This window comes from Nocardia sp. NBC_01388 (genome assembly GCF_045040085.1).
GTDB lineage: Bacteria > Actinomycetota > Actinomycetes > Mycobacteriales > Mycobacteriaceae > Nocardia.
The window spans coordinates 5,766,523-5,791,811 of record NZ_CP109553.1 but is presented as its reverse complement, the minus strand read 5'-3'; the positions used below and the strand labels follow the sequence as shown (position 1 = coordinate 5,791,811).

Sequence of the window (25,289 nt, the reverse complement as noted above, 5' to 3'; positions counted from 1 at the left end):
ATTCTCGCGTGACGTCGTTCGGGGTCCGTTCCCGGCACGGCCTAGAGTGATCACGATCCCGATCCCCTATCGAAGAGGACCACCCATGAGCAAGCCCGAAATCGAATTCCAGGACGGGCCCGCGCCCGCCACGCTGGTGATCAAGGACCTCGTCGTGGGCGAGGGCACGGAAGCCAAGCCCGGCGACACCGTCGATGTGCACTACGTGGGCGTCGAGTTCGACAGCGGCGAAGAGTTCGATTCCTCCTGGAACCGCGGCGAATCCATCACCTTCCCGCTGCGCGGCCTGATTCAGGGCTGGCAGGAAGGCATTCCGGGCATGAAGGTCGGCGGCCGCCGTCAGCTCACCATCCCGCCGGAGCTGGCCTACGGCCCCGCCGGCGCCGGTCACCACCTGTCGGGCAAGACCCTGGTCTTCGTCATCGACCTGCAGGACGTGCTGAACTGAGCACCAGCGGCCTGAAACCGCCCGCGCCCGCCTCGCATTCGCGAGGCGGGCGCAGCTGTATGGAATTCGGGCGCCGCCCTGTCGGAGCCGACGCGCCTGCCCTGCGGAACTGGGCTGCGAGGCGACTGTCCCGCGGAGCTGAGTCGCGATGTGCTTGTCTGGCGGAGCTGCGAGGGCGCCTGCCCGGCGGAGCTGAGTCGCGACGTGCCTGCCCGGCGGAGCTTGCCCGGCGGAGCTGAGCTGCGAGGCGGGGCCGATTCGCACTGGTGTGGGGGTTTCGGGGGCTCGCCCCCGAAACGCGACCGCCCCGGATTTGCCGGGGGTCTCGGGGGCTCGGCCCCCGAGTTACCCTGTCGGCTCTAGGAGCCGACGACCGTGTTCATGATGGTTCCGGCGCTGGTGGCGGTGGCTCCGCCGATCATGGCGTTGGCGACCATCTTCGGGGATCCGGATCCGCCGCCCCACTTCTCCCAGGCGAATTTGCCGCCACCGTAGGTGATGGCCGCGATTCCGGACATCTGGGTGAACCAGGTGAAGTAGCGGAACATCTTCATCATCTTGTCGGCCATGGGTGGCGTCTCGGATGTGGGATTGCCCATCTGGGCGAGGACTGTGCCGTACAGGTCGTGCGCGGACAACAGCATGCTCAAGATCGTTTCCTCTCCGGTACCTGGTGCGCGGGGGTTCGAGCCTTGGCGCGGTAGAGCGGTAGTGCAAACGGGTCGATTAGAGCAATTCGGGCATGATTCTATCTGGAAGAACCGCTGATTGTTGCTGATTGTTTGCGAACGTTTATTTGCGAACGATATCCACCGGGTCCGCCAGCGCGGTCGCGATCACGGACTGCTGCGGCACCCCGCGCAGCGGCAGCGCGGTCAGCGCCTTATCTGCCTGCGAGCCCAAAGTGGTCGTCACAGCCTGCAATTGGCCCACCCCGGAGGTCAGCGCCGACAGCGCGGCGAGCAGCTGTGTCTTACCCTCATCGGCCAGCTGCGGAATGCTCGCGGCCAGCTGTCCACCCTGATTCAATTGCGCACTCGCCTCACCCAGGCGCGTCGCGCCATCCCGCAGCAGCTGCCCGATCTGGGTATTCGGCGTGACCGCGGTTCCGACCAGCGTGCCCACCCCTTCGAGCTGTGTTCCCGCCTGGTTCGCGACGGTTTGCAGCCCCTGCAACTGCGTGATGATGCTCGCCAGCTGCGGATCGTTCGCGAACGGCAGTGCCTGCAACAGCGGCACGATGGAATTGATGCCCCCGCTGAGCTGGCTCGCGGCCTGCGAAACCTGCCCCACCGTCACCCCGGTCGAATCCAGTGCGGTGGCAAATTGATTCGCCTGCGTGGTGGCCGCCGCGACCGTGGTGTTCAGGCTGTTGATGGCCGAGGTGATCTGCCCGGCCCCGGCCTTCGCCTGATCCAGGAAGGCGAGCATCTGATCCGCCCCGGACCCGAACTGCTGCGCCCCGTCGGCGGCTGCTTTCACGCCCGCATTGAGCAGCATGGTGGTGAACTGCATCTGCGATACCTGCCCGCGTGCGGAGTTCATGGACGCGAAGACGGTGTCCAGTCCCGATGCGCTGATCTTGCGGGTCACCTCGGTCACCGCGTCGTTCACGGTATTCGCGTCGGCATGTTCGGCGGTGTCCACGGAAACCTGGGTGCGCTGTGGTTTATCGGTGGCCAGCGTGGCGACCGAGGTGGACAGGTTCGCGGGCAGCGTGATCACGGCCGCGTAGTCCTTGGTGGAGGCGGAATCCACCACATCCCAGTGGCCGGTCCCGCTGTCCTGCAGCGCCCGTGCGATCTTCGCGCCCATCGGTCCGGTGTCCTTATTGATCAGTGCCACCCCCGTCGGCGCCGGCGACAGCCGGAGATAGCCGATCACACCCGCCGTGACCGCGGCAGCGAGAATCAGAACGAGCAGGGCCCAGCGACTGCGTTTAGCGAACACTATTAGAACCGTAGAGGTCCGAAATGGCGCTAGCTCTGACGTTTGTCTGAGAGTTCGGTAAAGACTGGATTGTCCGGTATCTCCAGGACCAGTCGCACACCGCCGAGCAGCCCGTCGTCGAAATACGCCCGGCCACCGTGTAATTGCGCCTGCTGCGCCACCAGCGCCAGCCCGAGCCCGGACCCGCCCTTGATGGCCCGGCTGCCCCGGAAGAACCGCTCGAAGACCGCGGTCCGCTCCTCCACCGGAATACCGCGACCATTGTCGTCGACCGATATGACTATGTGCCCGTGGGCATCTCGATGCGCGGACACCAGCGCCTCGGTCGCCCCGCCGTGCCGCGCGGAATTGGTGAGCGCATTGTCGATCGCCAATCGCATGCCGGTCGGCAGACCACGCGTGACCAGCTCGGCATCGGTATCGACGCGTACCTTCAGCGTCGGAAAGTGCCGGCTCGCATCGTGCACGGCGGCATCGATGAGTTCGGCCACATCGGTGGCCACATGGTCGCGCACATTGGTGAGATCACCGGCCGCGAGCCGTTCCAGCGCGGCCAGGGTGGACTCCACCCGATTCTGCCCGCGATGCAGATCGGCCAGGATTTCCGCGCGCTGCGTCTCGTCCAGATCGAGCGTGCGCAGCACCTCGAGGTCGGTGCGCATGGCGGTCAGCGGCGTGCGCAGTTCGTGCGCGGACACGGCGGCGAAATCACGCGCGGTCTCCAGCGCCGCCGCGGTCTCGGCCTGCGCCCGGTCGATGCGCAGCAGCATGGTGTTGACCGCATCGGCGAGCTGTTCGGCCTCCCGCACGCCGGAGCCGTCGACCGGTTGCGGCACACCGGGTTTGCCGTGCCCGTCCAGCCGCTGTGTCAGATTCTCGATGGGCCGTACCGCCCGCCCGCCGAACAGCCAGCCGAGTCCGGCCGCCGCGGCGACCGCCAGCAGTGCGGCCCACAGCACCCAGCGGCGCTGCGCGGCGGTGGCGCGTTCGTTCTCGGTGGTCGGAAGACCAAGGGAGACAATGCGACCCGCAGGCTGATTCTGGGTCGTGGTCATCACGCGGTAGGTATTGCCGTCCACCGTGACGGTCTGATTGCCCACCGGCAGCGGGGGCAGCTGAACTCCGGTGCTCGCCAGGGATCCATCGGCATTGCGGACGGTCAGCGCCAGATCATTGGTGGGCCCGAGCACCCCGAGTACGGTCACCGCGAGCACCGGTTCGATCAATACCACCCGCGAGGTGACGGCCAGCTGCTGATCGGCCTGCGCCAGATTATTGCGCTCGATGGCGTACATGGTGAACCAACTCAGCACTGCCACAATGATTGTCGCGCCGAGCGCGGCCGCCGCGGCGACGCGGGCCCGCAGCGAATACGAGCGGCGGCGAGTGCGACGACGGAAGCGGGGCAGGCGAAGGGCGTTCATTTCGGTGCGCGCAACACGAATCCGACGCCGCGAATGGTGTGCAGCAGCCGCGGCGTGCCGTCGATCTCCAGCTTGCGGCGCAGATAGCCGACAAAAACGTCCACCACATTGGTGTCGGCCGCGAAGTCGTAGCCCCACACCAATTCCAGCAGCCGTTCCCGGCTGAGCACCACGCCGGCACTGCGGGCCAGTGTGGAAAGTAGTTCGAATTCCCTTTTGGTGAGCTCGATTTCGTCGCCGTGCAGCAGGGCGCGGTAACCCGCGACATCCACTTCGAGCGGGCCCACGGTGATCGCACCGGGAATGGTGGAGGCGGGCACATCACTGCGGCGGCGCAGCAGCGCCTTGATCCGCGCCACCAGTTCGGCGAGTACGAACGGCTTCACGAGATAGTCGTCGGCCCCTGATTCGAGACCGGAAATGCGATCGTCGACCGAACTGCGCGCGGACAGTACGCAGATCGGCACCTCATTGCCCATGGCGCGCAGCGCGGTGACCACGCCCGCACCGTCGAGGATGGGCATATTCATATCGAGCACGATCGCATCGGGGGCGGCCTCGGTCACGGCGCGCAGCGCGGCCGCACCGTCCCGGGCGATGACCACCCGGAACCCCGAGAGCCGGAGCCCGCGTTCGACCGAGACGAGCACGTCCTCATCGTCGTCGACGACCAGGACAGTCGGTACCGCTGTGTCCAATTTGCCCTCCGCTTCGCTCCGGGCGGGTTCGCGGCCCTGGAGGTCTCGTTCTTCCCTCCCTCCGCTCCTCCGCTTCGCTCCTCCGCTCCGCTCAGTCCAGAACGAGACGGGCCGCGAACCTCAGGGGTTCGCGGTCCAGTATTACGCCCTCGGTGTCAGTAGTTGTGGCAGGAGTCGGCGACCTGCTGGATCGAGGCGCCGATGCCGGAGGCGCGCGGGTCGTCGGTGTTGGCGGCCTCCGGGTGCTCGCTCATGTAGGCGTCGAATTCGGCCTGACGCTGGGTGACCGGCTGATCGAACTTGGCCTGCAGTTCGGCCTTGGCCGAGGGGTTCTGATCGAGGTAGGTGGCCAGCGACGGGGCCTTGTCGTGCAGCGCGGCATCCACCTGCGTGAAGGTGCAGGTCGAATTCAGCAGCGGTCCGGCCAGATCCGCCGGGCTGGCGGAGGCGGTGGCCGGGACGAGCGAGATGGCGAGGGTAGCGAGCGCACCGGCTCCGAAGACTGCGGCGATCCGGCGATTACGGACGAAACTCATGCATCGACCTTTCTCGGCTAGCACGCGGAACCACGGTGATCCGCGCCAGGACTGTGCGCGGATCCCTCGATCCGTGCCTGCCCGACGCTAGGCCATCGGCATGGGGGGCGCTTGAGCTCAGTCTGAGAAAACCGTGAGGGTGTGTGGCGACGGACACATGTCAGGCGGTCGGCGCGGGATCTCCGGCAGGCGCGGCGGCGGGGCCCTCGGTGGCATTCGGATCGATGCGGCGGAACGGCATGGTGGCGGCGGTCGCGGCATCGGCCGCCGCAATGCGCTCCTTATCCTCCATGAGCGTCACCGCATCCCGGATCTGCTTCTCCAGGGTGGTCAGCATGCCCGCGTCCTCGATGGTCGGCGGCACCTCGTACGCATCACCCGCCGCGATCTGACGCATGGTGCGGCGCAGGATCTTTCCGGAGCGGGTCTTGGGCAGTGCGGTCACCGCGACCACGTCGTAGAGGGTGGCGATCGCGCCCACCCGCTGGCGGACCCGGTCGATGATCTCGGCGCGCAGGCGTTCGGGCTCGATATCGACACCGGCCTTGAGTACCACGTATCCGATGGGCCGCTGCCCCTTCAGCTCGTCCGGCACCCCGACCACCGCGGTCTCGGCGACCAGTGGATGCCCGGCGATGGCGGCCTCGATGCCGCCGGCCGAGAGCCGGTGCCCGGCCATATTGATCACGTCATCGCTGCGCCCGAGGACGAACAGGTACCCGTCCTCGTCGAAGTAGCCGGAGTCGCCGCTCAGATAGTGGCCGGGATAGGCGGAGAGATAGGAGCGTTCGAAGCGCGCGTCGTCCCGCCACAGCGTGGTCAGGGTGCCGGGCGGCAGCGGCAGCCCGATGACGATATTGCCCTCTGTATTGGGCGGCACCGCATTGCCGTCCGAGTCCAGCACGCGCAGCCGGTATCCGGGCACCGGCACCGAGGCGGAACCGGCCTTGATCGGAAGTTGTTGCAGCCCGAGCGGATTGGCGCAAATAGGCCAGCCGGTCTCGGTCTGCCACCAGTGATCCACGACCGGGCAGTCGGGCCGGTCCGCGAGCAGGGTCTCGACGGACCACTCGTAAGTGGTCGGGTCCAGGCGCTCGCCCGCGCAGAACAGGGCGCGCAGCGAGGACAGGTCGTGGCGGCGGGCGGTCGCGGCCTCCGGATCGGCGCGGCGGATGGCGCGCAGTGCGGTCGGCGCGGTGAACATCACATCGACCTTGTATTCGTCGACCATGCGCCAGAAGGCGCCCGCGTCGGGCGTGCCGATCGGCTTGCCCTCGTACAGGACAGTGGTCGCGCCGACGAGCAGCGGCGCGTAGACGATGTAGGAGTGCCCGACGACCCAGCCGATATCGGAGGTCGTCAGCATGACCTGGCCGCCGTCGACGTCATAGATATTGCGCATGGACCAGGCCAGCGCGACCGCGTGCCCGCCGTTGTCGCGCACCACGCCCTTCGGCTTCCCGGTGGTTCCGGAGGTGTAGAGGATGTACAGCGGATCGGTCGCGGCCAGCGAGACGGGGGCGGCGGGTTCGGCGTCGCGGGTGGCGTCGTCCCAGTCCAGCCAGCGGGCGGCCACGGTCTCGGAGGAGGCGGGCAGGCTGTCGGTGGCGGCCTGATCGGCCGGAAAACGCATGGGGTCGAAGCCGTCGCGGTGCTTGACGATGACATTGCGGGCCGCGGTGGTCTGGGCGAGGTCGAGGGCCTGCAGCACGATCGGCGGGTATTCGATGCGCCGCCCCGGCTCGAGACCGCCGGAGGCTGTGATGATGAGCACAGGCTCGGCATCATCGATGCGGGCGGCCAATTCGTGGGCCGCGAAACCGCCGAAAACCACCGAGTGCACCGCGCCGATCCGGGCGCAGGCGAGCATGGCGATGACCGATTCCGGAATCATCGGCATATATATGACGACTCGATCGCCGGTTTTGACGCCGAGCCGCAGCATGGATCCGGCAAATCGGGCGACTTCGTCCAGTAGCTCCCTATATGTGTAAACCAGCCTGGCACCGGTCATAGCGGAGTCGTATATTAGGGCGGGCTGATCGGCGCGACCCCCCTCCTGACCCGGGGAACCCTCCTCGGATGGTGTGATCTCGCGCACATGTCGATCGAGCGCATTGTAGGAGGTGTTGAGGCGAGCGTCCGGAAACCAGCGGGCCGTCGGGCGCGCAGCCGAGTCGACAATGTGGGTGGGCGGCACATCCCAGCTGATGGACTCGGCCGCGGTGCGCCAGAACTCCGAGGGATCGACCAGGCTCAATTGATACGCCGGTCGGTACTCCTGCTTCACGTTCAACCCCGTGACTCCCTAGCTCCGCAGCACGCATGTGAAGGGCATGGATGCCCGCCTCGATAGATCAGCCTGATTGTGGCAGACTTCACGCGACGTCCGGGCGGACGCCGCGACCTTTGATTTTGCCTGCAAACGGCAGGTCAGCGGCCGGTGGTTGCCAGAAGGTCACACAAGAAGTTATTGATCCGTTAGAATCGCATGTCACATATTTCGGCCGTCATGGACGCAATTTCTCGGCCAGCCGCAGTTCTCGGTCAGCTCTGCTTGTCGAGCCCAGCGTGCGATCGCGGAGGCTCGCTGATAGCGCGTGGCAGGGGCCAGTTTGGAAAGTGAGTGGGAGATGCGTGACGCCGCTAGGTCCGGCAGCAATAAGCGCTGGGCGCTGAGCAACTGGGACCTGCGATGGAAGGTGACGGCGGTTCTCGCCGTCCCGCTTTTGGTCGCCGTCGTGCTGGGTGCGTCCAGGATCTCGGCCGAATTCGCCGACTCGAGCCGTCTTGCCACGGCTGTCGATCATGTCGGGGTCATCCCGGCGATCACCGGTCTCAGTGCTGCCGCCGGCCAGGTCTCCTCGGGCCAGGCCATCATGATTTCGCCGACTCAATCCATGACTTCGGACCCTGAGTTGGCCGCCTTGGACACCGCGATCCAATTCGCCGAGAAGGCGGCGCCGCGGGTGAGCGATATCCCCAGCGCGCGCTCCGCACTCGACGAGATGATCGTGAGCGCCAAGGCCGTCCGGGCCGAGGGCCTGGTTCCGACCAAGACGGTCGCCGACGCCACCGCCGCGACCGAGAAGATCCGCGGCGACAGCGTCAAGACGGTCGAGACGATCGTCGCCTCCGTCGCCGATAAGAATGTCGATCAATCCAAGCTGCGCCTGGTCGATTCGCTGAACACCCGCGCCATCATGGTCGGGGAGATCGCGGGCATCGCCGAGGCGCTACGCGGTAATTCCAAGGACGGCCTGCGCGACTTCACCATCAGCGCGAACACCGAACGCCAGATGCTCGGCGTGCTCGGGCACCGCTTCGCCGACGGTGACGCCTCCATCTCGGATCTGAACCGGCTCGTGGATACCCGCCTGCAGCTCACCACCGGTGCGCAGGCCACTTCGGGTCAGCTGCCGGTCGCCGATATCAAGGACTCGCTCGAGCAGAGCCTGAACATCTATCAAACGATCGTGAACAACTCCACCAAGGACATTGTGTCCCGGGTGGATTCGCTGGCGAGCACCGCGCGCACCGATGCCATCCGCTACTCGGTGATCGTCATCGCCACCATCCTCGGCGCGCTCGCGCTGGCCGTATTGATTGCGCGCGCGATGATCGTGCCGCTGCGCCGTCTGCGCCTGGCCGCGCTCCGTGTCGCCGAATACGACCTCGGCCAGGAGGCCACGCAACTGCGTGACGGCGCCGATCCGGAAGATGTGCCGCTGGAACCGATGCCGGTGCACACCGATGAGGAAATCGGCCAGCTGGCGCGCGCCATCGACGATATCCACGGGCAGGCGCTGCGCCTGGCCGCCGATCAGGCCACCATGCGTACCCAGGTCAACGATATGTTCGAGACCCTGGCGCGGCGCTCCAAGTCGCTTGTCGATCACCAGCTCTCGCTCATCGAGGCGATGGAGTACGACGAGAAGGACCCGCGCCTGCTCGAAAACCTCTTCCGCCTGGACCATCTCGCCGCGCGTATGCGCCGCAACGGTGACAACCTGCTGATTCTGGCCGGTACCACCAAGCAGCGCCGCGGCAAGTCGGCCCCGGTCGAGATCGCGGACGTGCTGCGCGCCGCCATCTCCGAGGTCGAGGACTACGAACGCGTGAAGCTGGGCGCCACCCCGCGCGGCGCGCTGACCGAACCGGCCGCCTCCGATATGGCGCACCTGTTCGCTGAGCTGCTGGACAACGCACTGCGTGCCTCGCCGCCGGAGACGGACGTGAAGTTCACCTTCGCACAGGCACACGATCAGGGGCTGCTCATCGAGGTCGCGGACCGCGGCATCGGTATGCCGCCGGCCGAAATGGCCGAGATCAACCGTCGTCTGGAAACCACCGCCGAGGTCGGCCCGGACACCGCGCGTCACATGGGCCTGTTCGTGGTCGGCCGTTTGGCCGAGCGCCACGGCCTGGTCGTGCGACTGCGCCCGACCTTCGATACCGCTCGCGATCCCGGCGTGACCGTGACCGTGCACGTACCCAAGCCGCTGATCGTCGGCACCACTGGGCCGATTGCGGTTCCGCCGCAGTCCAATCAGCAGCAGCCGGCTCCGGCCGTGCCGCAGGGCGCGGGCAATCAGGCCGGTGCGCCGTCCTCCATGCAGATGCGTGCGGTCACCCGTACCGCCACCGGCAATGTCATGGTCACGGTGGATCCCGGTGTGAGCGGGCCGATTCCGGCCGGTGCGCCGGCTCCGGCGGCGGCCAGTGCCTCCACCGGTCTTCCGACCCGGCAGCCCGGTGTTGCCATTCCGGGCGGTCTGCCCGGTAGTGGCGGCGGTCTGCCGCAGCGTCAGCCGGGCGTCAACGGCCCGACCGTCAAGCACACCGTGGCCGCCCCGGCGGTGGATAGACCGGGTGGCCTACCCCAGCGTGCTCCCGGCGCCAACGGTCCGGCCGCGCCGACCGCACAGCCGGGCGCCAACCTCCCGCAGCGCCAGCCGGGCGATGGTCCGGCCCGCCCGGGCGGCGGTCTCGCCGCCAATATGCTGCGCCGCCAAGGTGGTCCGGGTGCTCCCGGCGGACCGGGTGCCCCGGGTGCTCCGGGTCAGCCGCCGCGTCCGGGTGGCCTGGGTGGTCCGGGCGAGTCCGGCCTCCAGCAGCGCGGCCCCGTGCCGCCGCAGCGCGATGGGTCCGGTGGCCTGCCCCCCCGCGATCCGTCCGGTGGCCTGCCGCAGCGTGATGCTTCGGGCGGTCTGCCCCAGCGTGATGCGTCCGGTGGTCTGCCGCAGCGTGATGCCCCGGGTGGTCTGCCGCCGCGTGGTCCGTCCAATGGTCTGCCGCAGCGTGGCGATGCCGCCGGTGGTCTGCCGCAGCGTCAGCCGGGCGTGAACGGGGCACCCGGCCGGGAGCCGAGCGTCGGCCTGCCGCCGCAGCGCTCCACGCCGGGTGGCTTGCCGACTCGTGATCCGGGCAAGAATGGCGCCCCGCAGAACGGTCAGCCACTGGGTGGTGCCGCACCGCAGCGGGAAACCGGTCTGCCCCAGCGTGATTCCGCCCCGATCAACCGCCCGCCGCGTGATCCGGCCGCAGGCGGTCTGCCGCAGCGCGGCGACGCCGGGGGTGGTCTGCCGCCGCGTGATCCGTCCAATGGTCTGCCGCAGCGTGGCGATGCCTCCGGCGGTCTCCCGCAGCGTGATGCCTCGGGTGGTCTGCCCCAGCGTGATGCGTCCGGCAGCCTCCCGCAGCGTGATCCGGCCGCGGGTGGTCTACCGCAGCGCGACGCATTGGGTGGTCTCCCGCAGCGTGGCGACGCTCCCGGTGGTCTCCCGCAGCGTGGCGACGCTCCCGGTGGTCTCCCGCAGCGTGGCGACGCTCCCGGTGGTCTCCCGCAGCGTGATCCGTCCAACGGTCTGCCGCAGCGTGATCCGGCGTCCGGCGGTCTGCCGCAGCGTGATGCCTCGGGCCGCTTGCCGCAGCGTGGTGATGCGTCCGGTGGCTTGCCGCAGCGTGGCGACGCTTCGGGTGGTCTGCCGCAGCGTGATGCGTCCGGTGGACTCTCGCAGCGTGATGCCGCGGGTGGTCTGCCCCAGCGCGATGCCACGGGTGCGACCGGTCTGCCGCAGCGGGATACGGGCCGCCACGGCCTGCCGCCGCGCGATGCCGGTCTGCCGCCGCGCGATGTGGGCCAGACGAACCTGCCGGGCCGCGACGCCGGTGGCAATCGCTTGTCGCCGCGCGATCCTGCCGCCAATGGCTTGCCGCAGCGTGACTCCGGATCGACCGGTCTGCCGCAGCGCGGCGATGCCTCCGGTGGTCTGCCCCAGCGTGGGGATGCCTCGACCGGTCTTCCGCAGCGTGGGGATGCGTCCGGTGGTCTGCCGCAGCGTGATCCGGCTGCTGGTGGCGGCCTGCCGCGCCGTGCGCCGGGCGGCAATGGCGCGCCGCAGCAGGATGCCCCGTTCGGTGGTCTGCCACAGCGCGCCCCGACCGGCGGTCTGCCGCAGCGTGATCCGGCGAGTGGCGGTCTGCCGCAGCGCGACGGCGGTCTCCCGCAGCGTGGTGTGACCGGTCTGCCGCAGCGTGATCCGGGTGCGGGCCTCCCGCAGCGCCCGGCCCCGCTGCCCGGAATCGGTCTCCCGCAGAACGATTCCCTCGACCCGAAGGATCGCGGGCGGCACAGCTTCCGCTCGAATCCGCAGAAGGCGGCCTCGTTCTTCCAGACCCGTTTGCAGCCTGCGGGTGAGGCCGAAGCGTCCATGGGTACGCCGATTTTCGCCGAAATGATGTCGGCGTGGTTGACGGATCCCAGTGCGGACCGCTCCCAGGTGGCAAACTCCTTCGAATCACCGGGTGATGAGGGTTGGCAGGCCGCGCAGCGCGCCATCGAAGCCGAGCCGCAGCGGCGTACCCCTTCGGGTCTGCCGCAACGTGACCCGGGTAATCGTCTCGTGCCGGGCGGTGTGAACGGAAACGCTGACAAGCAGGCCCATCGCGACCCAGAATCCATCAGGTCGAGTCTGAGTCGGCATCAGCAGGGTGTCCGGGATGGCCGCGCAATGAAAGAAATGAACCTAACCGGAGATAAAGGAGACCGATGAACCCCGATCTAGGTGGTACGAAGCGTCAGCTGGATTGGCTGGTTTCGAATTTCGCCAATGAGGTTCCCGGCGTTGCGCATGCGGTTCTAGTTTCGGCGGACGGCCTGCTGATGGCCGCGAGCGCGCAGCTGCCCGTGGATCGCGCCGAGCAGCTGTCCGCCGTGACCGCGGGCCTCGCGAGCCTGTCGGTGGGTGTGTCCAATCTGTTCGAGGGCGGCACCGTGCTGCAGTCGGTCGTCGAGATGGAGCACGGATACCTGCTCCTGATGGCCGTCGGCGATGGCTCCTACCTCGCGGTGCTCACGAATACCTCGTGCGACATCGGACAGGTGGGATACGAAATGGCGTTGTTGGTCGAGCGAGTGGGCCAGACAGTCCAGGCCACACCTCGCGTCACGATGGGTTCCTGATGGCGGGATGGACATAGACAACGAACGTGTCGGTAGCGCCGAGCCGAGCCTCGTCCGCCCGTATTCCCTGACCGCCGGCCGTACCCGGCCGAAGGTGGAATTGGCGTTGGAGGCGCTCGTCGCATCGCATCCGGTCGCCCTCGAGCGGCAGTTCGAACTCACCAACATCGAGACGTCAATCGTGGAGTTGTGTAGAGAATCGCCGTCTGTCGCCGAGGTCGCCGCGCGCCTGGGTATCCCGATAGGGGTGGCCCGGGTGCTGGTCGCCGACCTCATCGATGCCGGCCATGTGCGGGTTTCGGCGACATTGAAAGACGATTCCAGCGACGATGAACGTCGCGAGCTGATCGAAAGGGTTCTCAGTGGACTCCGGCGTATTTGATTCGACGACACAGGTCGATACGCGCACAAGCAAGCCCACGTCGGCCAAGATCGTGGTCGCCGGTGGTTTCGGTGTGGGTAAGACGACCCTGGTAGGTGCCGTCTCGGAGATTGTTCCGCTGCGCACCGAGGCTTTGGTGACCAATGCCAGTGTCGGCGTGGACAGCCTCACGGGTGTCCCGTCGAAGGCCACCACCACGGTGGCCATGGACTTCGGCAGGATCAGTCTTGCCGACGACCTGGTGCTGTATCTGTTCGGCACGCCCGGCCAATACCGCTTCTGGTTCATGTGGGACGACCTCATCAAGGGCGCCATCGGCGCGGTGGTGCTGGTCGATACTCGCCGTCTGGAGGACAGTTTCGCCGCCGTCGATTATTTCGAGGCGCGGAACCTACCCTTCCTGGTGGCGATCAATGAATTCGATGATGCGCCAAGGTATCCGGTCGAGGACATTCGTCAGGCACTCGCTGTGCCCGCGGATGTGCCGATCCTGTCGATGGATGCCCGTCGACGGGAACCGGTGAAGCAGGCGCTCGTCGCCGTCACCGAGTACGCACTGCGCAAGGTAGTGCAGGGCTACTAGTTCGCGGCTCGAATCCGGACTGCGGCGATTCCCGCACGCGCCAGTCGGGCGCGGCGAAGGACTGCCGGTAGGAAAAGATTCGAGCTTCGAGGGCCGCGAACCAGCGTTGCCGCGGGCAACGCACGTGGTGCACAACTATGCTCGCGCCCGTGAAGATTTCGGCGCGCGAATTGCTCGGCGAATTGCTCGATCCCGGTTCCTTCGAGAGCTGGGATCGACCGCCGATCGAAGTCCCCGCTTCCCCGGCGTATCGGGCGGAGTTGGAGACGGCCGCGTTGTCGGCGGGCACCGACGAGTCGGTGCTCACCGGTGCCGGGTTGCTGCGTGGGCGGCGCATTGCCGTAATCGCCTGTGAATTCAGTTTTCTCGCCGGATCTGTCGGTGTGGCAGCGGCCGAACGCATTGTGTCGGCGGTGGAGCGCGCGACAGAGCTCGGCCTGCCGCTGCTGGCGTCGCCGACCTCCGGTGGCACTCGAATGCAAGAGGGCACAGTCGCTTTCGTGCAGATGGTGAAGATCGCCGGCGCCATCGCGGCACACAGGTCCGCAGGGCATCCGTATCTGGTGTATCTCCGAAATCCGACCATGGGTGGCGTATTCGCCTCGTGGGGATCGTTGGGGCACATGACTTTTGCCGAACCCGGGGCATTGATCGGCTTCCTGGGTCCGCGCGTGTACAAGGCACTGTACGGCCGCAACTTCCCTGAGGGTGTGCAGACCGCGGAAAATCTCTACCACAGCGGCGTCATCGACGGCGTGGTGCCGGTCTCGGTGTTTCGCCGCATCGCGCACCGCACCCTGAACGTGCTCTGCGACGGACCGCAGCCGCTCACCGAAATGGAAAGCGACACCCGCGAATTCGACAATGGCGTAGGGATCCTGCAGGCCGGGCACGAACTGCGCGGTCCGGCACTGCAGGTCGGTGACAATGTGCCGGCCTGGCAGTCGGTGCTCATCTCCCGCCGCGGCGACCGCCCGGGTATTCGTGACCTGCTCCGCCACGCGACCGATCGAGTTCCCCTGTCCGGCACCGGTCAAGGCGAATCCGACCGCACGGTGGTGCACGCCCTCGCTCGATTGCGGGGCCAGCCGTGCGTCCTCTTCGGCCACGATCGCGCCGGTCAATCGCCCGACCAGACAATGGGTCCCGCAGCGCTGCGGGAAGCCCGCCGCGCCATGCACCTGGCCGCCGAACTGCATGTACCGCTGGTACTTGTCATCGACACCATCGGCGCCTCACTCTCCCGTGAGGCGGAGGAGCGCGGCCTGGCTCCCGAAATCGCCCGCTGCATAGCCGATCTGGTGACCCTCGATACCCCGACGGTCTCGGTCCTGCTGGGCCAGGGCAGCGGCGGCGGCGCGCTCGCCCTGCTTCCCGCCGACCGGGTACTGGCCGCCGCCAATGGCTGGCTCGCCCCCCTCCCGCCCGAGGGCGCCAGCGCCATCGTCTACCGCGATACCCTGCACGCCCCGATAATGGCTGCGACGCAGGGCATTCGCGCGACGGAACTGCGCGCGGACGGCATAGTCGACACCATCGTCCCCGAATATCCCGATGCCGCCGATGAGCCCGTGGATTTCGCCCTCCGCATGGTCTCGGCGATCGCCGTCGAACTCGCCGAACTGACCTCGAAGCCGGTAGCAGAGCTCCGGGCCGTGCGGCACCGCCGCTATCGCCGCTTGGGCTTGCCCAGCTGAGTGCTGCGACCGATCTTGGTGGCACCGTTTTCGGGCGCTCACAGAAGCGCGCACATTTCACTACCGTGACGAAGCGACACAGACGGAAATACTTGCGGCGTAACAGAATTGCTTCGCGAGTCCGAATCGCGAAGGCTTCTCATGTGCCGAACTGCTCGTCTCATCACGATCGGCGCGGTCGCGGCGCTGACCACCGGCGTCACCACCGCTTCCGCGGATACGGCCTCCGCCGCCTCGGGTTCGGCCGGTTCGGGTTCGTCGAGCATGGTCGCCTCGATCGTGCGGGCGCTCGAGTACAGCCTGGGAGCGTCGTCCGGCAGCTCGGATGCGATGCGGAAGCTCCTCGCCGGCACTGGCTCTTTCAGTCCCTGTGATCTCACCGCCAGCCTTGATCCCGCCTGCACGTGGGGCGCGGGCCGGTAGCTGCTGAAAGTTAGCTCGTTCACATATCGATATCCGGGGCTGACACGCGCGGGCGCGTGGTTGACGCCCCGGTAAACCGCTTCTACGGTCGGAATGGTGACTTACCGGAGCGAGACCAGCGCAGTTCCTTCCATCGTCCTGAACGACGGGCAGGTCATGCCGAAGCTCGGCTACGGCGTGTTCAAGGTCGCCGCCGAGGAGGCCGTCGACGCGGTGGCGGCCGCACTGCAGGTCGGCTATCGGAGTATCGATACCGCGGCCATCTACGGCAATGAGTCCGAAGTGGGCAGCGCACTGCGGGAGTCGGGCCTGCCCCGCGACGAGCTCTTCGTCACCACCAAGCTGTGGAACAGCAATCAGGGCTACGACTCCACCTTGCGCGCGTTCGACGAGAGCATGAAGCGTCTCGAGCTGGACCGATTGGACCTCTACCTGATTCACTGGCCGATTGCTGAGGCCGGACTGTACGTCGATTCGTTCCGCGCGCTGCAGGCTCTCAAGGCGCAGGGCCGGGTCACCTCCATCGGCGTCTCCAACTTCACCCGGGCCAATCTGGAGCGGGTGATCGCCGAGACGGGTGAGGCCCCGACGGTGAATCAGATCGAGCTACACCCCTACCTGCCCCAGACCGAACTGCGCGCCTTCCATTCCGAGCACGGCATCATCACCGAAGCCTGGAGCCCCCTGGGCCGTGGCGCGGAGCTGGAGGATCCGGTCATCGCCGCCATTGCGGGCGAGACCGGCCGCACTGCCGCCCAGGTGATCCTGCGCTGGCATATGCAGCTCGGCAATGTGGCCATCCCCAAGTCGGTCACCCCGTCCCGGATCGCCGAGAACTTCGAGGTCTTCGATTTCGAACTGACCGACGAGCAGCTGTCGCGAATCAACAGCCTGGACAACGGCACTCGCATCGGACCCGACCCCGACACCTTCCAGATCGACGCGCCCGCCTGATTCCGCCCGCGCTCGCCTCACCGCTGTGGCCACCTGCTGTCGATGAGGTCGGTGAACATCCTGGTGACGCGGTCGGCGAGCGCGGCCGCGGTGGTGCCCATATGCGCGGCGCGCGCCTCGAGTTTGCCGTCGAGGGTGAGCGAGGCCAATCCGTGCGCGAGGCTCCACCAGGCCAGGGCCAGGGTTTCGGCGTCCTCGGCCGGTAGCTCGCCCGCCCGGGTGGCGTCGGCGAGCGTGTCCTCGAGGATCGCTCAGGCGGCGTCGCCCGCGTCCTCGGTGTCCGGATGGTTGTGCGGCTGGGAGAGTTCCGGGCGGAACATCAGCCGGAAATAGGTCGGGTGCTCGCGCGCGAATCCGACGTACCCCTCGGCCATCTGTCCCGCGAAATGCCCGGCGTTCCGGATTTCGGCTTCGCCACCGTGGACGTCCGCGATCTGGCCATCGCCCACCGCCTCGCCATGACCGCCCCTCGAGCGGCGGGCAGCCGCTATATCTGTGCAGGAGAACAGGTCTCACTCCCCACCATGGCCCGTATCCAGGCGACTACCTACCGCGTCCCCACCCGTGTCCTGCCCGATTGGCTGATCCGTCTCACCGCCCGTTTCACTCCGGCAGCTCGCACCGCCGCCCCGCTACCTCGGTCAGACGGAGCGAGTCAGCGCGGCCAAGGCGCGCGCCGAACTCGGCTGGACGATGCGCCCGGTCGAACAAACCCTCCTCGACACCGCCGCCGGCCTCATCCGCTTCGGCCTGGTCGCCGACCCGGGCGCACCCGGCGGGAAGAAGGCGTCCACCGCTCCCCGGGCTGTCGTGGCGTGAGCCCCGGCACGATCCGGAATTTCGGAATCGGCTGCCGGGCTGCGAATCCCGCTATTCGCCGGCCTTGTTCATCGGTGCGGCAGGCCCAGATAGGTGGTGAGTTCTACCGCGGCCGCGCGCCCCGCTCGATTGGCGCCGATGGTGCTGGCGGACGGTCCGTATCCGATCAGATGGATGCGCGGGTCTGCTGCCACCCGGGTGGCCAGCTGCCCGGTCATGGTGATGCCACCGCCGGGCCCGCGCAGGCGCAGCGGGGCCAGGTGATCGAGTGAGCTGCGGAATCCGGTGGCCCAGAGAATGACGTCGATATGCTGGAAAGTGCCGTCGGCCCAACGGATTCCGTCGGTTTCGAGGTGGTCGAACATGGGTTTCCGGTCGAGCACGCCGCGCGCCCGGGCGGCGCGGACGCGGTCGTCCTCGGGTAGTCCGGTCACCGATACCACCGAGCCGGGCGGCAGTCCGCGCCGCACCCGGTCCTCGACCATCGCGACCGCCGCACGACCGTCCTCGGGCCCGAAGCTCTTGTCGCGGAACACCGGTTCGCGCCGGGTGACCCATGTGGTCTTCGTCACCTGTGAGATTTCGTCGAGCAGCTGGATGGCGGTGATCCCGCCGCCGACCACGAGTACGTGCTTGCCCGCGAATTCCGCCGCGGTGCGGTAATCGTGCGCGTGCAGCTGCCTGCCCCGGAAGCGGTCGGCGCCGCGGTAGTAGGGGATGAACGGCTTGTCCCAGGTGCCCGTGGCATTGATGAGTCCGCGCGTGCGAATGCTGCTGTCCACCAAAGATGTAGAGACCGTTCGGTCTTCATCGCCGCTGCCACCCGGCCGGGTCTCCGCATGCAGCAGACCGTCGACCTGCTCATTCGGGCAGGTCACAGCACTGGCCCGATCGCACACCACCCGCACCGACACCGGCCGATGTACCCGCAGATCGAAGCGCTTCTCGTACAACTCGAAGTACTGCGGCACCGCCGTGGCTGCCTGCGCATGCTCCGAGCCGTCCGGCAGCGTCTCCTCGAACGACATGCCGGGCAGATCGTGCACCCGATTCACCGTGCTCAAAGTCAGTGACGGCCACCGGAACTGCCACGCCCCGCCCGCCGCGGGGGAGTGGTCCACAATCAGGAAATCCTCCTCGGGCCGCAGCCCGAGCCGCCGCAGGTGGTAGCCCACCGACAGACCGGCCTGGCCCGCACCGATCACCAGGATCTCGACATCGGGTGTTGCGGTCACGAACCAGACGGTACGCCCGCTTACAGTTGAGATGACCATGGGTACGCAGCACAGTGGGGAAGGACAAATGCTCGGAGTCAGCCGCGATGGCGAAGTTGTCACCATCGAACTGCAGCGTCCGCAACGACGGAACGCACTCAACGAAGAGCTGGTCGGGCTGTTGCGCGACGCGATCGAGCAGGCCGCCGAGTCGGCGCGCGTCATCGTGCTCACCGGCCAGGGACCGATCTTCAGCGCCGGCGCTGATCTGGACGGGGTCTACTCCGACACCTTCCTGGAGGGTCTACTAGGTATGTTGGCCACCATCCAGACGGTGCCGGTTCCGGTGATCTCCGCCATCAACGGCGGGGCGCTCGGCGCCGGGGTACAGCTGGCCATCGCCTCGGACCTGCGAGTGATGAGCCCGGATTCGTTCATTGCCGTGCCGGCGGCGAAACTCGGTATCTCCGTGGACCGTTGGACCGTGCGGCGCCTCTCGGCGCTGATCGGCCCGGGCCCGGCGCGCACCATTCTGCTGGGCGCGGATCGGATCACGGCGCAGGACGCCTACAACTTCGGCTTCGCCAACAAGCTCGGCACGCTGGCCGACGCACAGCAGTGGGCCAAGCAGATCGCCGAGCTCGCGCCGCTGTCGCTGCGGCATATGAAGCTGGTTTTCAATGATGACGGCAGCCGGACCACGGATACCGCCGAGCAGAGCGCGGCCCTGGCGGCAGCCTGGGCCAGCGACGATGCGAAGGAGGCGCGCGCGGCCCGGCTGGAGAAGCGCCCGGCGAAGTTCACCGGCCGATGAACGCAGAGCGCATGGCCGCAAACGCGCGCAGACTGGTGGGTATGGCTGCGGGTGCGTTCGGAATCTCCTGGTTGGTGCGGGCGGCCTGGGGCATCCCGTCGGCCATCGGCGCCTCGACGTCGGCCATCGCGCCGACGGCGACCGGCGCCACCACCTATCGCAAGGGGCAGTTCCACAACACCGAGCCCAGTTCACAGCTCACCGGCTCCGGGTTGGATCTGCTGTATCAGCTTGTGACACAGCGGGATACGGGCCGCCCGCCCGGGCAGATCCCGGTGGAGACCCCGGTTGTTCCCGATCAGGCCGCTGATCTGGCGGTCACCTGGTACGGCCACGCCTCCTGCCTGGTCGAGGTCGACGGCTATCGCGTACTGGCCGATCCGGTGTGGAGTGAGCGCGTCTCGCCGTCGCCGCTGGTCGGCCCGGCCCGCCTGCATCCGGTGCCGACGCCGCTGGAGGCGCTGCCGCCGCTGGACGCGGTGCTCATCTCGCACGATCACTACGACCATCTGGACCGCGACACCATCGATACGCTGGTGCGCACCCAGCGGGCGGTGTTCATCGTCCCGATCGGCATCGGCGCGCATCTGCGGCAGTGGTCGGTGCCGCCGCAGCGCATTGTCGAATTGGATTGGGGCTCTTCGGTTTCCCTCTCCGAACTGGAGCGCGAGCATGACGACGGCACCGATCTGGTCATCACCTGCTCCGAGGCCAGGCATTTCTCCGGGCGCGGGCTGGTGCGCAACACCACGCTGTGGGCGTCCTGGTCCATCGCCGGTCCGACCCGCCGGGTGTATTTCGGCGGCGATACCGGCTACACCAAGGCGTTCGCCGAGGCGGGTGCGCGGCTGGGCCCGTTCGATCTGACCCTGCTGCCCATCGGCGCATACGACCGGCACTGGCCGGACGTGCACATGAATCCGGAGGAGGCGGTGCGCGCACACGCCGATCTGTGTGTCGGAGACCCGGGCTACGGCCTGCTGGTGCCGATTCACTGGGCAACCTTCAATCTGGCCTTTCACGGCTGGTCGGAGCCGGTACGCCGGTTGGTCGCGGCAGCGCGGGAGGCGGGCACCGCGGTCGCCGTGCCGAAGCCGGGACAGCGGATCGACCCGATTGGCCTCCCACCACGGGATACCTGGTGGGAGGATGTCCGCGAATGACCTAGGACCGAGAGTGAAGGAGCAGGGGCTGTGAGTCTGATAGACACGCTCAAAGGATTGGTCGGTAAGGGCAAGGAAGTGGCGGCCCAGAACGCCGACAAGATCGAGCAAGCGGTCGACAAGGGCAAGGACGTCCTCAACGAGAAGACCGGCGGGAAGTACTCGTCGCAGATCGACAAGGGTGCCGACGCGGTCAAGAACGCCATCCCGGCCGATGCCGCGGCAGAGGCGGCGTCGGCCGCTCCCGCCGAGCCCGCACCGGCCGAGGCGGCGGCCGCGCCCGCCCCGGAGCCGGCGCCCGAGCCGGCTCCGGAACCCGCTCCGGGGGAGCAGCCTCCGGCGTAGTTCCAGCCAGGTCGTTGCGGGCCGTTCGGTTCCGGCTGAGAACGCGCCGGTGTCCTGAACGGCCCGTTGGCTTTTCATGCGCTCTAGACTGCAGGGATGGGGTCCCGGCGGGATTTCGGGGGCATCGAGGTTGGTCTGACCAACCTCGACAAGGTGCTGTACCCGGCCACCGGTACCACCAAGGGTGAGGTCATCGATTATTTCGCCGCTATTGCTCCGGCCCTGCTGCCGCATATCGCGGGCCGGCCGGTGACCCGCAAACGCTGGCCGAACGGGGTCGACGAGTCGTCCTTCTTCGAAAAGAATCTGCCCGAGCATGCGCCGAAATGGTTGCCGCGCCGCACCGTAGAGCATTCCGACCGGCCGGTGGTTTATCCGCTCATCGAATCGGTGGCCGCCATGGCCTGGCTGGGCCAGCAGGCGGCGCTGGAATTACATGTGCCGCAATGGATTTTCGACGGCACCGAGCGTGGTCCGATCACCCGGCTGGTCTTCGATCTGGACCCCGGGCCGGGCGCCGGACTGGCGCAGTGCGCGGAAGTCGCGCTCATTCTGCGGGATGTGGTGCGTGAGGTGGGCCTGGACGCCTATCCGGTGACCAGCGGCTCCAAGGGAATTCATATCTACGTGCCGCTGGATCGGCAGCTGGGCCCGAAAGGCGCATCCACCGTCGCCAAGCAGGTGGCCACCAATCTGCAGCAGCTGCGCCCGCAATTGGTGACGGCGAATATGGCCAAATCCGCGCGTGAGGGCAAGGTGCTACTGGATTGGAGCCAGAACAATCCGGCCAAGACCACCATCGCCCCGTATTCACTGCGCGGCCGCACCGAGCCGTGGGTCGCAGCGCCCCGCGGCTGGGAGGAGATCGAGGATCCGAAGCGGTTGCGGCACTTGCACTTCGGCGAGGTGCTGCGGCGGTGGCGGGAGAGCGGTGATCTGCTGTCGGGGTTGGACGAACCGCTGCCCGAGCGCACCGGCGATCGCCTCGACACCTACCGCTCCATGCGCGATGCGCAGCAGACTCCGGAGCCGGTGCCTGCCACCGCCCCGGTGCCGAGTGCCGGGAATCGCTATGTGATCCAACAGCATCGAGCGCGGCGGCTGCACTGGGATCTGCGCCTCGAGCGCGACGGCGTGCTGGTGTCCTGGGCCGTGCCCAAGGGTCCGCCGATCGACACCCACGAGAACCGGCTCGCCGTGCACACCGAGGATCATCCGCTCGAGTATCTGGACTTTCACGGTGCTATTCCCCAGGGGCAGTACGGGGCCGGGGAAATGGAGATCTGGGATTCCGGCGTCTACGAGACGGAGAAGTGGCGCCCGGACGAGGTCATCGTCCGGCTGCGCGGGCAGCGCCTGGACGGCCGATACGCGCTCATCCAGACCAACGGCAATCAGTGGCTCATGCATCTCATGAAGGATCAGGCCGCGCCGGATGCCGCGAAAGGACATGGTGCTCAACAGGTTTCAAAGCCCAAGGAGCCGGTGCCGCTACCGCACGGCCTGACGCCCATGCTCGCCACGCCGGGCGATGTCAGCACGCTCGACGCCGAGCGCTGGGCGTTCGAGACCAAGTGGGACGGCTTCCGCCTGATCGCCGAAATCGACGACGGCACGGTTTCGCTGCGCAGTCGGACCGGGCATGTGGTCACCGCCCGCTATCCCGGGCTGGCCGCACTCGGCAGCGAATTATCCGGTCACCGTGTGCTTTTGGACGGTGAGGCGGTGGTCTTCGACGATCACGGCATCGCGAACCAGGGCCTGCTGCGCGCCGATTCGCATCGCGCGGTCTTCGTGGCCTTCGACGTCCTGCACCTCGACGGCACCTCACTGCTGCGCAAGCGCTACGAGGATCGCCGCCTCGTCCTGGAGACCCTGGCGAAACAGGCTCCGTCCCTGGTGGTTCCGGCCCGCCTCTCGGGTTCGGGGGCGGATGCCCTCCGGTACAGCCAGGACAACGGCCTGGAAGGAGTGGTGGCCAAACGCCGCGATTCCGTCTATCTGCCCGGTCGTCGCGGTAGTTCCTGGATCAAGACCCGCAATTGGCGCACGCTGCCGGTGATGATCGGCGGCTATCGCAGTTCGGCGAACCGCCAATTCGCCTCGCTGCTGGTGGGCATTCCGCATGCGGGCGGCCTCTACTACCTGGGCCGGGTCGGCACCGGCTTCACCGATCGGGAGTTGACCGACCTGTCTGCCCAGCTCCGCCGCCTGGAGCGCAAGACCGGCCCGTTCGACAATGAGCTCACCGCCGAGGAGAGCAAGGACGCCGTCTGGGTGAGCCCGAAACTCACCGGCACGGTCCGCTTCATGAACTGGACCGAGGCCGGACGCCTGTGGCATCCGGCCTGGATTCCCGCCTCGGACTGAGCCTCAGCGCGCCGGCGGCCAGCCCGTCTTCTCCAGCAGCGGTGCGAGGGTGTCGGTATCGGTCACGACGGCATTGCCCTGGAAGGCGAATTCGTCCCAGGCGCGCGCCAGTCCGGCCTCGTCACGACCACCGACGGCATCGCGCACCACCACCGGAACGAATCCGAGGTCGGTCGAGTGCGCGACGGTCGGCGCAATGCCGATCTCCAGTGCCACGCCGGTAATGGCATACGCGCCGATGCCCAGATCGCGCAGCGTCGAGGCCAGCGGCGTGCCCTCGAACGCCGACATGGTGGTCTTGTCGAAGACGACCTCGTCCGGCTGCGGCCGCAATTCCGGCACGAGCTGGAAACCGGGCGAATCGGGCTGCAGAATCGGATTCACCTCGTCCACCGAATCCACGCCCTGCCAGTTCATGGCCATACGCAGCGCAAACGCTCCCATGAGCCGCTTGGGCAGAAACATGTGCCGCAGGAAGATCACCGGATACCCGCCGCGCCGGGCGGCCTCGACCACCTGCACCACCCGCTCCACCACCTGCTGCCCGTCCGGCAGCTGCCCGACCACCCCGACCTGCATGTCGTAGACGATCACCGCCAGCCGATCCGGCGCACACAGATCCTCGAGCGTCTCCGGAATCCGCACTCCATTACCGTGTCGCATCGCTCTCCGTAATCGGTAGCTCCCACAACAGCTTTCGAAATCCACAGTACTAGGGAGTTGCCACCGGGAGCGGAGCGGCGGCCGGACCGTGGTCGGCGGCCTGCGCGGGGACTTCCCGGAAGCCGGGTAGGAAGCGGTCGACGAAGGGGATGAGCAGGTGAATGAGGGGCCCGATCCCGAAGGCGTAGACCAGGGTTCCGATGCCGACGCTGCCGCCGAGTATCCAGCCGATCGCCAGCACGGTGACTTCCAGCGAGGTCCGAACAATCCAGACCGGCCGCCCGGTCCGGCGAACCAGTCCAGTCATCAGTCCATCACGCGGACCTGGACCCATGCCCGCGCCGATATAGAGCACGGTGGCTATCGCATTGAGCACCACCGCCGCACCCATGGCCCCGACCCGCAACCAGAGCCCGTCCAGCTGCGGTAGCACCCGCAGCCCGACGTCCACCGACACCCCGATCACCACGACATTGCTGATGGTCCCCAACCCCGGCATCTGCTGTAAAGGTATCCAGGCCAGCAATACCGCGGCCCCGGTGATGGCAACGATGGTCCCGAAACTCAGTGACACATGGTCGGCCACTCCCTGATGAAAAACATCCCAGGGATCCAGCCCGAGCGCCGCCCGCAGCATGACCGCCATAGACAAGCCGTACAACCACAACCCGACATAGAGGGCAACCAGCCGACGCAACAACATGCGCCAATCATCCCCACAGCTGGCCTTCTAAAACAGATCCACTTCCAGGTTACTGGCCTGAATTTGAATCGGCTCCGCACAACGAGCGTTTCAAGCCCTGACACGAGGCGAATAAGACCCCGGTCGTCGTCTGGTCGGCGCGCCGCGCGCAGGCCATGCCGGTCGCGCCAAATTCGTCGGCCGTTCGATGCGCGGCGTGCGAACCCGCGCGCGGTGATTGACGCCCGCCGTGGTCGATTACACGACCCGCACCCGAGCCGCACAGTTTGCCCGGGGGCCGTGCGGATCGGGTCGGGGTTGTGCGGATCGGGTCGGGGTTGTGCGGATCGGGTCGGGGTTGTGCGGATCGGGTCGGGGTTGTGCGGATCGGGTCGGGGTTGTGCGGATCGGGTCGGGGTTGTGCGGATCGGGTCGGGGTTGTGCGGATCGGGTCGGGGTTGTGCGGATCGGGTCGGGGTTGTGCGGATCGGGTCGGGGTTGTGCGGATCGGGTCGGGGTTGTGCGGTTTTCGTTCACGGCACGTCTGCGGAGCGAGCGCGCGTGCGGGCCGGCAGGGCGGTGCAGGAGTTGTGCTGGTACAGCTGTTGCTGGTGGGGTGTTGTTGCGGCGTGGCTTCTTTCGGGCGCGCGGGAAGGCGC

Annotated in this window: 24 protein-coding genes; 13 read left to right on the top strand and 11 right to left on the bottom strand. The window is 67.4% G+C overall.

What is annotated here, in order from left to right:
- Positions 1–85: 85 nt before the first annotated feature.
- The gene (locus OG716_RS28015) at positions 86–448 is read left to right on the top strand and encodes an FKBP-type peptidyl-prolyl cis-trans isomerase (RefSeq protein WP_297623128.1); all 363 of its coding nucleotides are present in this window, start codon (positions 86–88) and stop codon (positions 446–448) included.
- 359 nt (positions 449–807) lie between these two features.
- On the opposite strand, the gene OG716_RS28010 is transcribed toward OG716_RS28015, so the two are convergent.
- From OG716_RS28010 to OG716_RS27985, 6 genes are all read right to left on the bottom strand, one after another.
- Positions 808–1,092 (bottom strand): hypothetical protein, encoded by a 285-nt coding sequence (locus OG716_RS28010; RefSeq protein ID WP_405139946.1) that lies wholly within the window; start codon positions 1,090–1,092, stop codon positions 808–810.
- Positions 1,093–1,240: 148 nt separating this feature from the next.
- Positions 1,241–2,398 (bottom strand): hypothetical protein, encoded by a 1,158-nt coding sequence (locus tag OG716_RS28005; RefSeq protein WP_405133621.1) that lies wholly within the window; start codon positions 2,396–2,398, stop codon positions 1,241–1,243.
- Between the two features lie 29 nt (positions 2,399–2,427).
- Complete coding sequence (locus tag OG716_RS28000; protein ID WP_405133620.1) at positions 2,428–3,822, bottom strand: sensor histidine kinase; 1,395 nt, start codon at positions 3,820–3,822, stop codon at positions 2,428–2,430.
- Entirely contained in the window at positions 3,819–4,520 is a 702-nt protein-coding gene (locus OG716_RS27995; protein ID WP_405133619.1) for a response regulator transcription factor, read from the bottom strand. Before OG716_RS27995 ends, OG716_RS28000 begins: the two co-directional genes overlap by 4 nt.
- 155 nt (positions 4,521–4,675) lie before the next feature.
- A complete protein-coding gene (locus OG716_RS27990; RefSeq protein WP_405133618.1) occupies positions 4,676–5,056 on the bottom strand; it encodes a hemophore-related protein in 381 nt (126 codons plus the stop codon).
- A gap of 160 nt (positions 5,057–5,216) precedes the next feature.
- Positions 5,217–7,352, bottom strand: coding sequence for an AMP-binding protein (locus tag OG716_RS27985; RefSeq protein ID WP_405133617.1), 2,136 nt, complete (start codon positions 7,350–7,352; stop codon positions 5,217–5,219).
- A 337-nt stretch (positions 7,353–7,689) separates the two neighbouring features.
- Between OG716_RS27985 and OG716_RS27980 the strand changes: the two genes are divergently transcribed.
- The 7 genes from OG716_RS27980 to OG716_RS27950 all read left to right on the top strand — a co-directional run bounded on the left by OG716_RS27980 (position 7,690) and on the right by OG716_RS27950 (position 16,560).
- Positions 7,690–12,111 carry an ATP-binding protein gene (locus OG716_RS27980; protein WP_405133616.1) on the top strand — a complete coding sequence of 1,474 codons (4,422 nt, stop codon included), beginning with the start codon at positions 7,690–7,692 and terminating at the stop codon, positions 12,109–12,111.
- Positions 12,108–12,521: a roadblock/LC7 domain-containing protein gene (locus OG716_RS27975; RefSeq protein WP_029930951.1), complete on the top strand. Its 414-nt coding sequence runs from the start codon at positions 12,108–12,110 to the stop codon at positions 12,519–12,521. Before OG716_RS27980 ends, OG716_RS27975 begins: the two co-directional genes overlap by 4 nt.
- Positions 12,522–12,528: 7 nt before the next feature.
- Positions 12,529–12,903 (top strand): DUF742 domain-containing protein, encoded by a 375-nt coding sequence (locus OG716_RS27970; protein WP_297623103.1) that lies wholly within the window; start codon positions 12,529–12,531, stop codon positions 12,901–12,903.
- Positions 12,884–13,486: an ATP/GTP-binding protein gene (locus tag OG716_RS27965; protein ID WP_297623101.1), complete on the top strand. Its 603-nt coding sequence runs from the start codon at positions 12,884–12,886 to the stop codon at positions 13,484–13,486. Before OG716_RS27970 ends, OG716_RS27965 begins: the two co-directional genes overlap by 20 nt.
- Before the next feature lie 137 nt (positions 13,487–13,623).
- On the top strand, positions 13,624–15,183 hold the full coding sequence (locus OG716_RS27960; protein WP_405133615.1) for a carboxyl transferase domain-containing protein: 1,560 nt from the start codon (positions 13,624–13,626) through the stop codon (positions 15,181–15,183).
- 141 nt (positions 15,184–15,324) lie between these two features.
- Complete coding sequence (locus OG716_RS27955; RefSeq protein ID WP_405133614.1) at positions 15,325–15,606, top strand: hypothetical protein; 282 nt, start codon at positions 15,325–15,327, stop codon at positions 15,604–15,606.
- Between the two features lie 96 nt (positions 15,607–15,702).
- Entirely contained in the window at positions 15,703–16,560 is an 858-nt protein-coding gene (locus OG716_RS27950) for an aldo/keto reductase (protein WP_355124204.1), read from the top strand.
- A gap of 17 nt (positions 16,561–16,577) precedes the next feature.
- On the opposite strand, the gene OG716_RS27945 is transcribed toward OG716_RS27950, so the two are convergent.
- Together OG716_RS27945 and OG716_RS27940 are read right to left on the bottom strand one after the other, a co-directional pair.
- A complete protein-coding gene (locus tag OG716_RS27945; protein ID WP_405139944.1) occupies positions 16,578–16,808 on the bottom strand; it encodes a WHG domain-containing protein in 231 nt (76 codons plus the stop codon).
- 3 nt (positions 16,809–16,811) lie between these two features.
- Positions 16,812–17,009 carry a TetR-like C-terminal domain-containing protein gene (locus OG716_RS27940; protein WP_405133613.1) on the bottom strand — a complete coding sequence of 66 codons (198 nt, stop codon included), beginning with the start codon at positions 17,007–17,009 and terminating at the stop codon, positions 16,812–16,814.
- 244 nt (positions 17,010–17,253) lie between these two features.
- On the opposite strand from OG716_RS27940, the gene OG716_RS27935 reads away from it, so the two are divergent.
- Complete coding sequence (locus OG716_RS27935; RefSeq protein ID WP_405133612.1) at positions 17,254–17,379, top strand: hypothetical protein; 126 nt, start codon at positions 17,254–17,256, stop codon at positions 17,377–17,379.
- A 68-nt stretch (positions 17,380–17,447) separates the two neighbouring features.
- Here the strand turns inward: OG716_RS27935 and OG716_RS27930 are convergent, their stop codons facing one another.
- The gene (locus OG716_RS27930) at positions 17,448–18,653 is read right to left on the bottom strand and encodes an NAD(P)-binding domain-containing protein (protein WP_405133611.1); all 1,206 of its coding nucleotides are present in this window, start codon (positions 18,651–18,653) and stop codon (positions 17,448–17,450) included.
- 28 nt (positions 18,654–18,681) lie between these two features.
- Here OG716_RS27930 and OG716_RS27925 point away from each other — a divergent pair, with 28 nt between their 5' ends.
- From OG716_RS27925 to OG716_RS27910, 4 genes are all read left to right on the top strand, one after another.
- The gene (locus tag OG716_RS27925) at positions 18,682–19,407 is read left to right on the top strand and encodes an enoyl-CoA hydratase (protein ID WP_327143576.1); all 726 of its coding nucleotides are present in this window, start codon (positions 18,682–18,684) and stop codon (positions 19,405–19,407) included.
- A 41-nt stretch (positions 19,408–19,448) separates the two neighbouring features.
- Complete coding sequence (locus OG716_RS27920; protein WP_405133610.1) at positions 19,449–20,570, top strand: MBL fold metallo-hydrolase; 1,122 nt, start codon at positions 19,449–19,451, stop codon at positions 20,568–20,570.
- 30 nt (positions 20,571–20,600) lie between these two features.
- The gene (locus OG716_RS27915; RefSeq protein ID WP_405133609.1) at positions 20,601–20,915 is read left to right on the top strand and encodes an antitoxin; all 315 of its coding nucleotides are present in this window, start codon (positions 20,601–20,603) and stop codon (positions 20,913–20,915) included.
- Between the two features lie 96 nt (positions 20,916–21,011).
- The gene (locus OG716_RS27910) at positions 21,012–23,285 is read left to right on the top strand and encodes an ATP-dependent DNA ligase (RefSeq protein ID WP_405133608.1); all 2,274 of its coding nucleotides are present in this window, start codon (positions 21,012–21,014) and stop codon (positions 23,283–23,285) included.
- Between the two features lie 3 nt (positions 23,286–23,288).
- Here the strand turns inward: OG716_RS27910 and OG716_RS27905 are convergent, their stop codons facing one another.
- Together OG716_RS27905 and OG716_RS27900 are read right to left on the bottom strand one after the other, a co-directional pair.
- Complete coding sequence (locus OG716_RS27905; protein WP_405133607.1) at positions 23,289–23,948, bottom strand: cysteine hydrolase family protein; 660 nt, start codon at positions 23,946–23,948, stop codon at positions 23,289–23,291.
- A 49-nt stretch (positions 23,949–23,997) separates the two neighbouring features.
- On the bottom strand, positions 23,998–24,651 hold the full coding sequence (locus OG716_RS27900) for a YitT family protein (RefSeq protein ID WP_405133606.1): 654 nt from the start codon (positions 24,649–24,651) through the stop codon (positions 23,998–24,000).
- Positions 24,652–25,289: the final 638 nt, after the last annotated feature.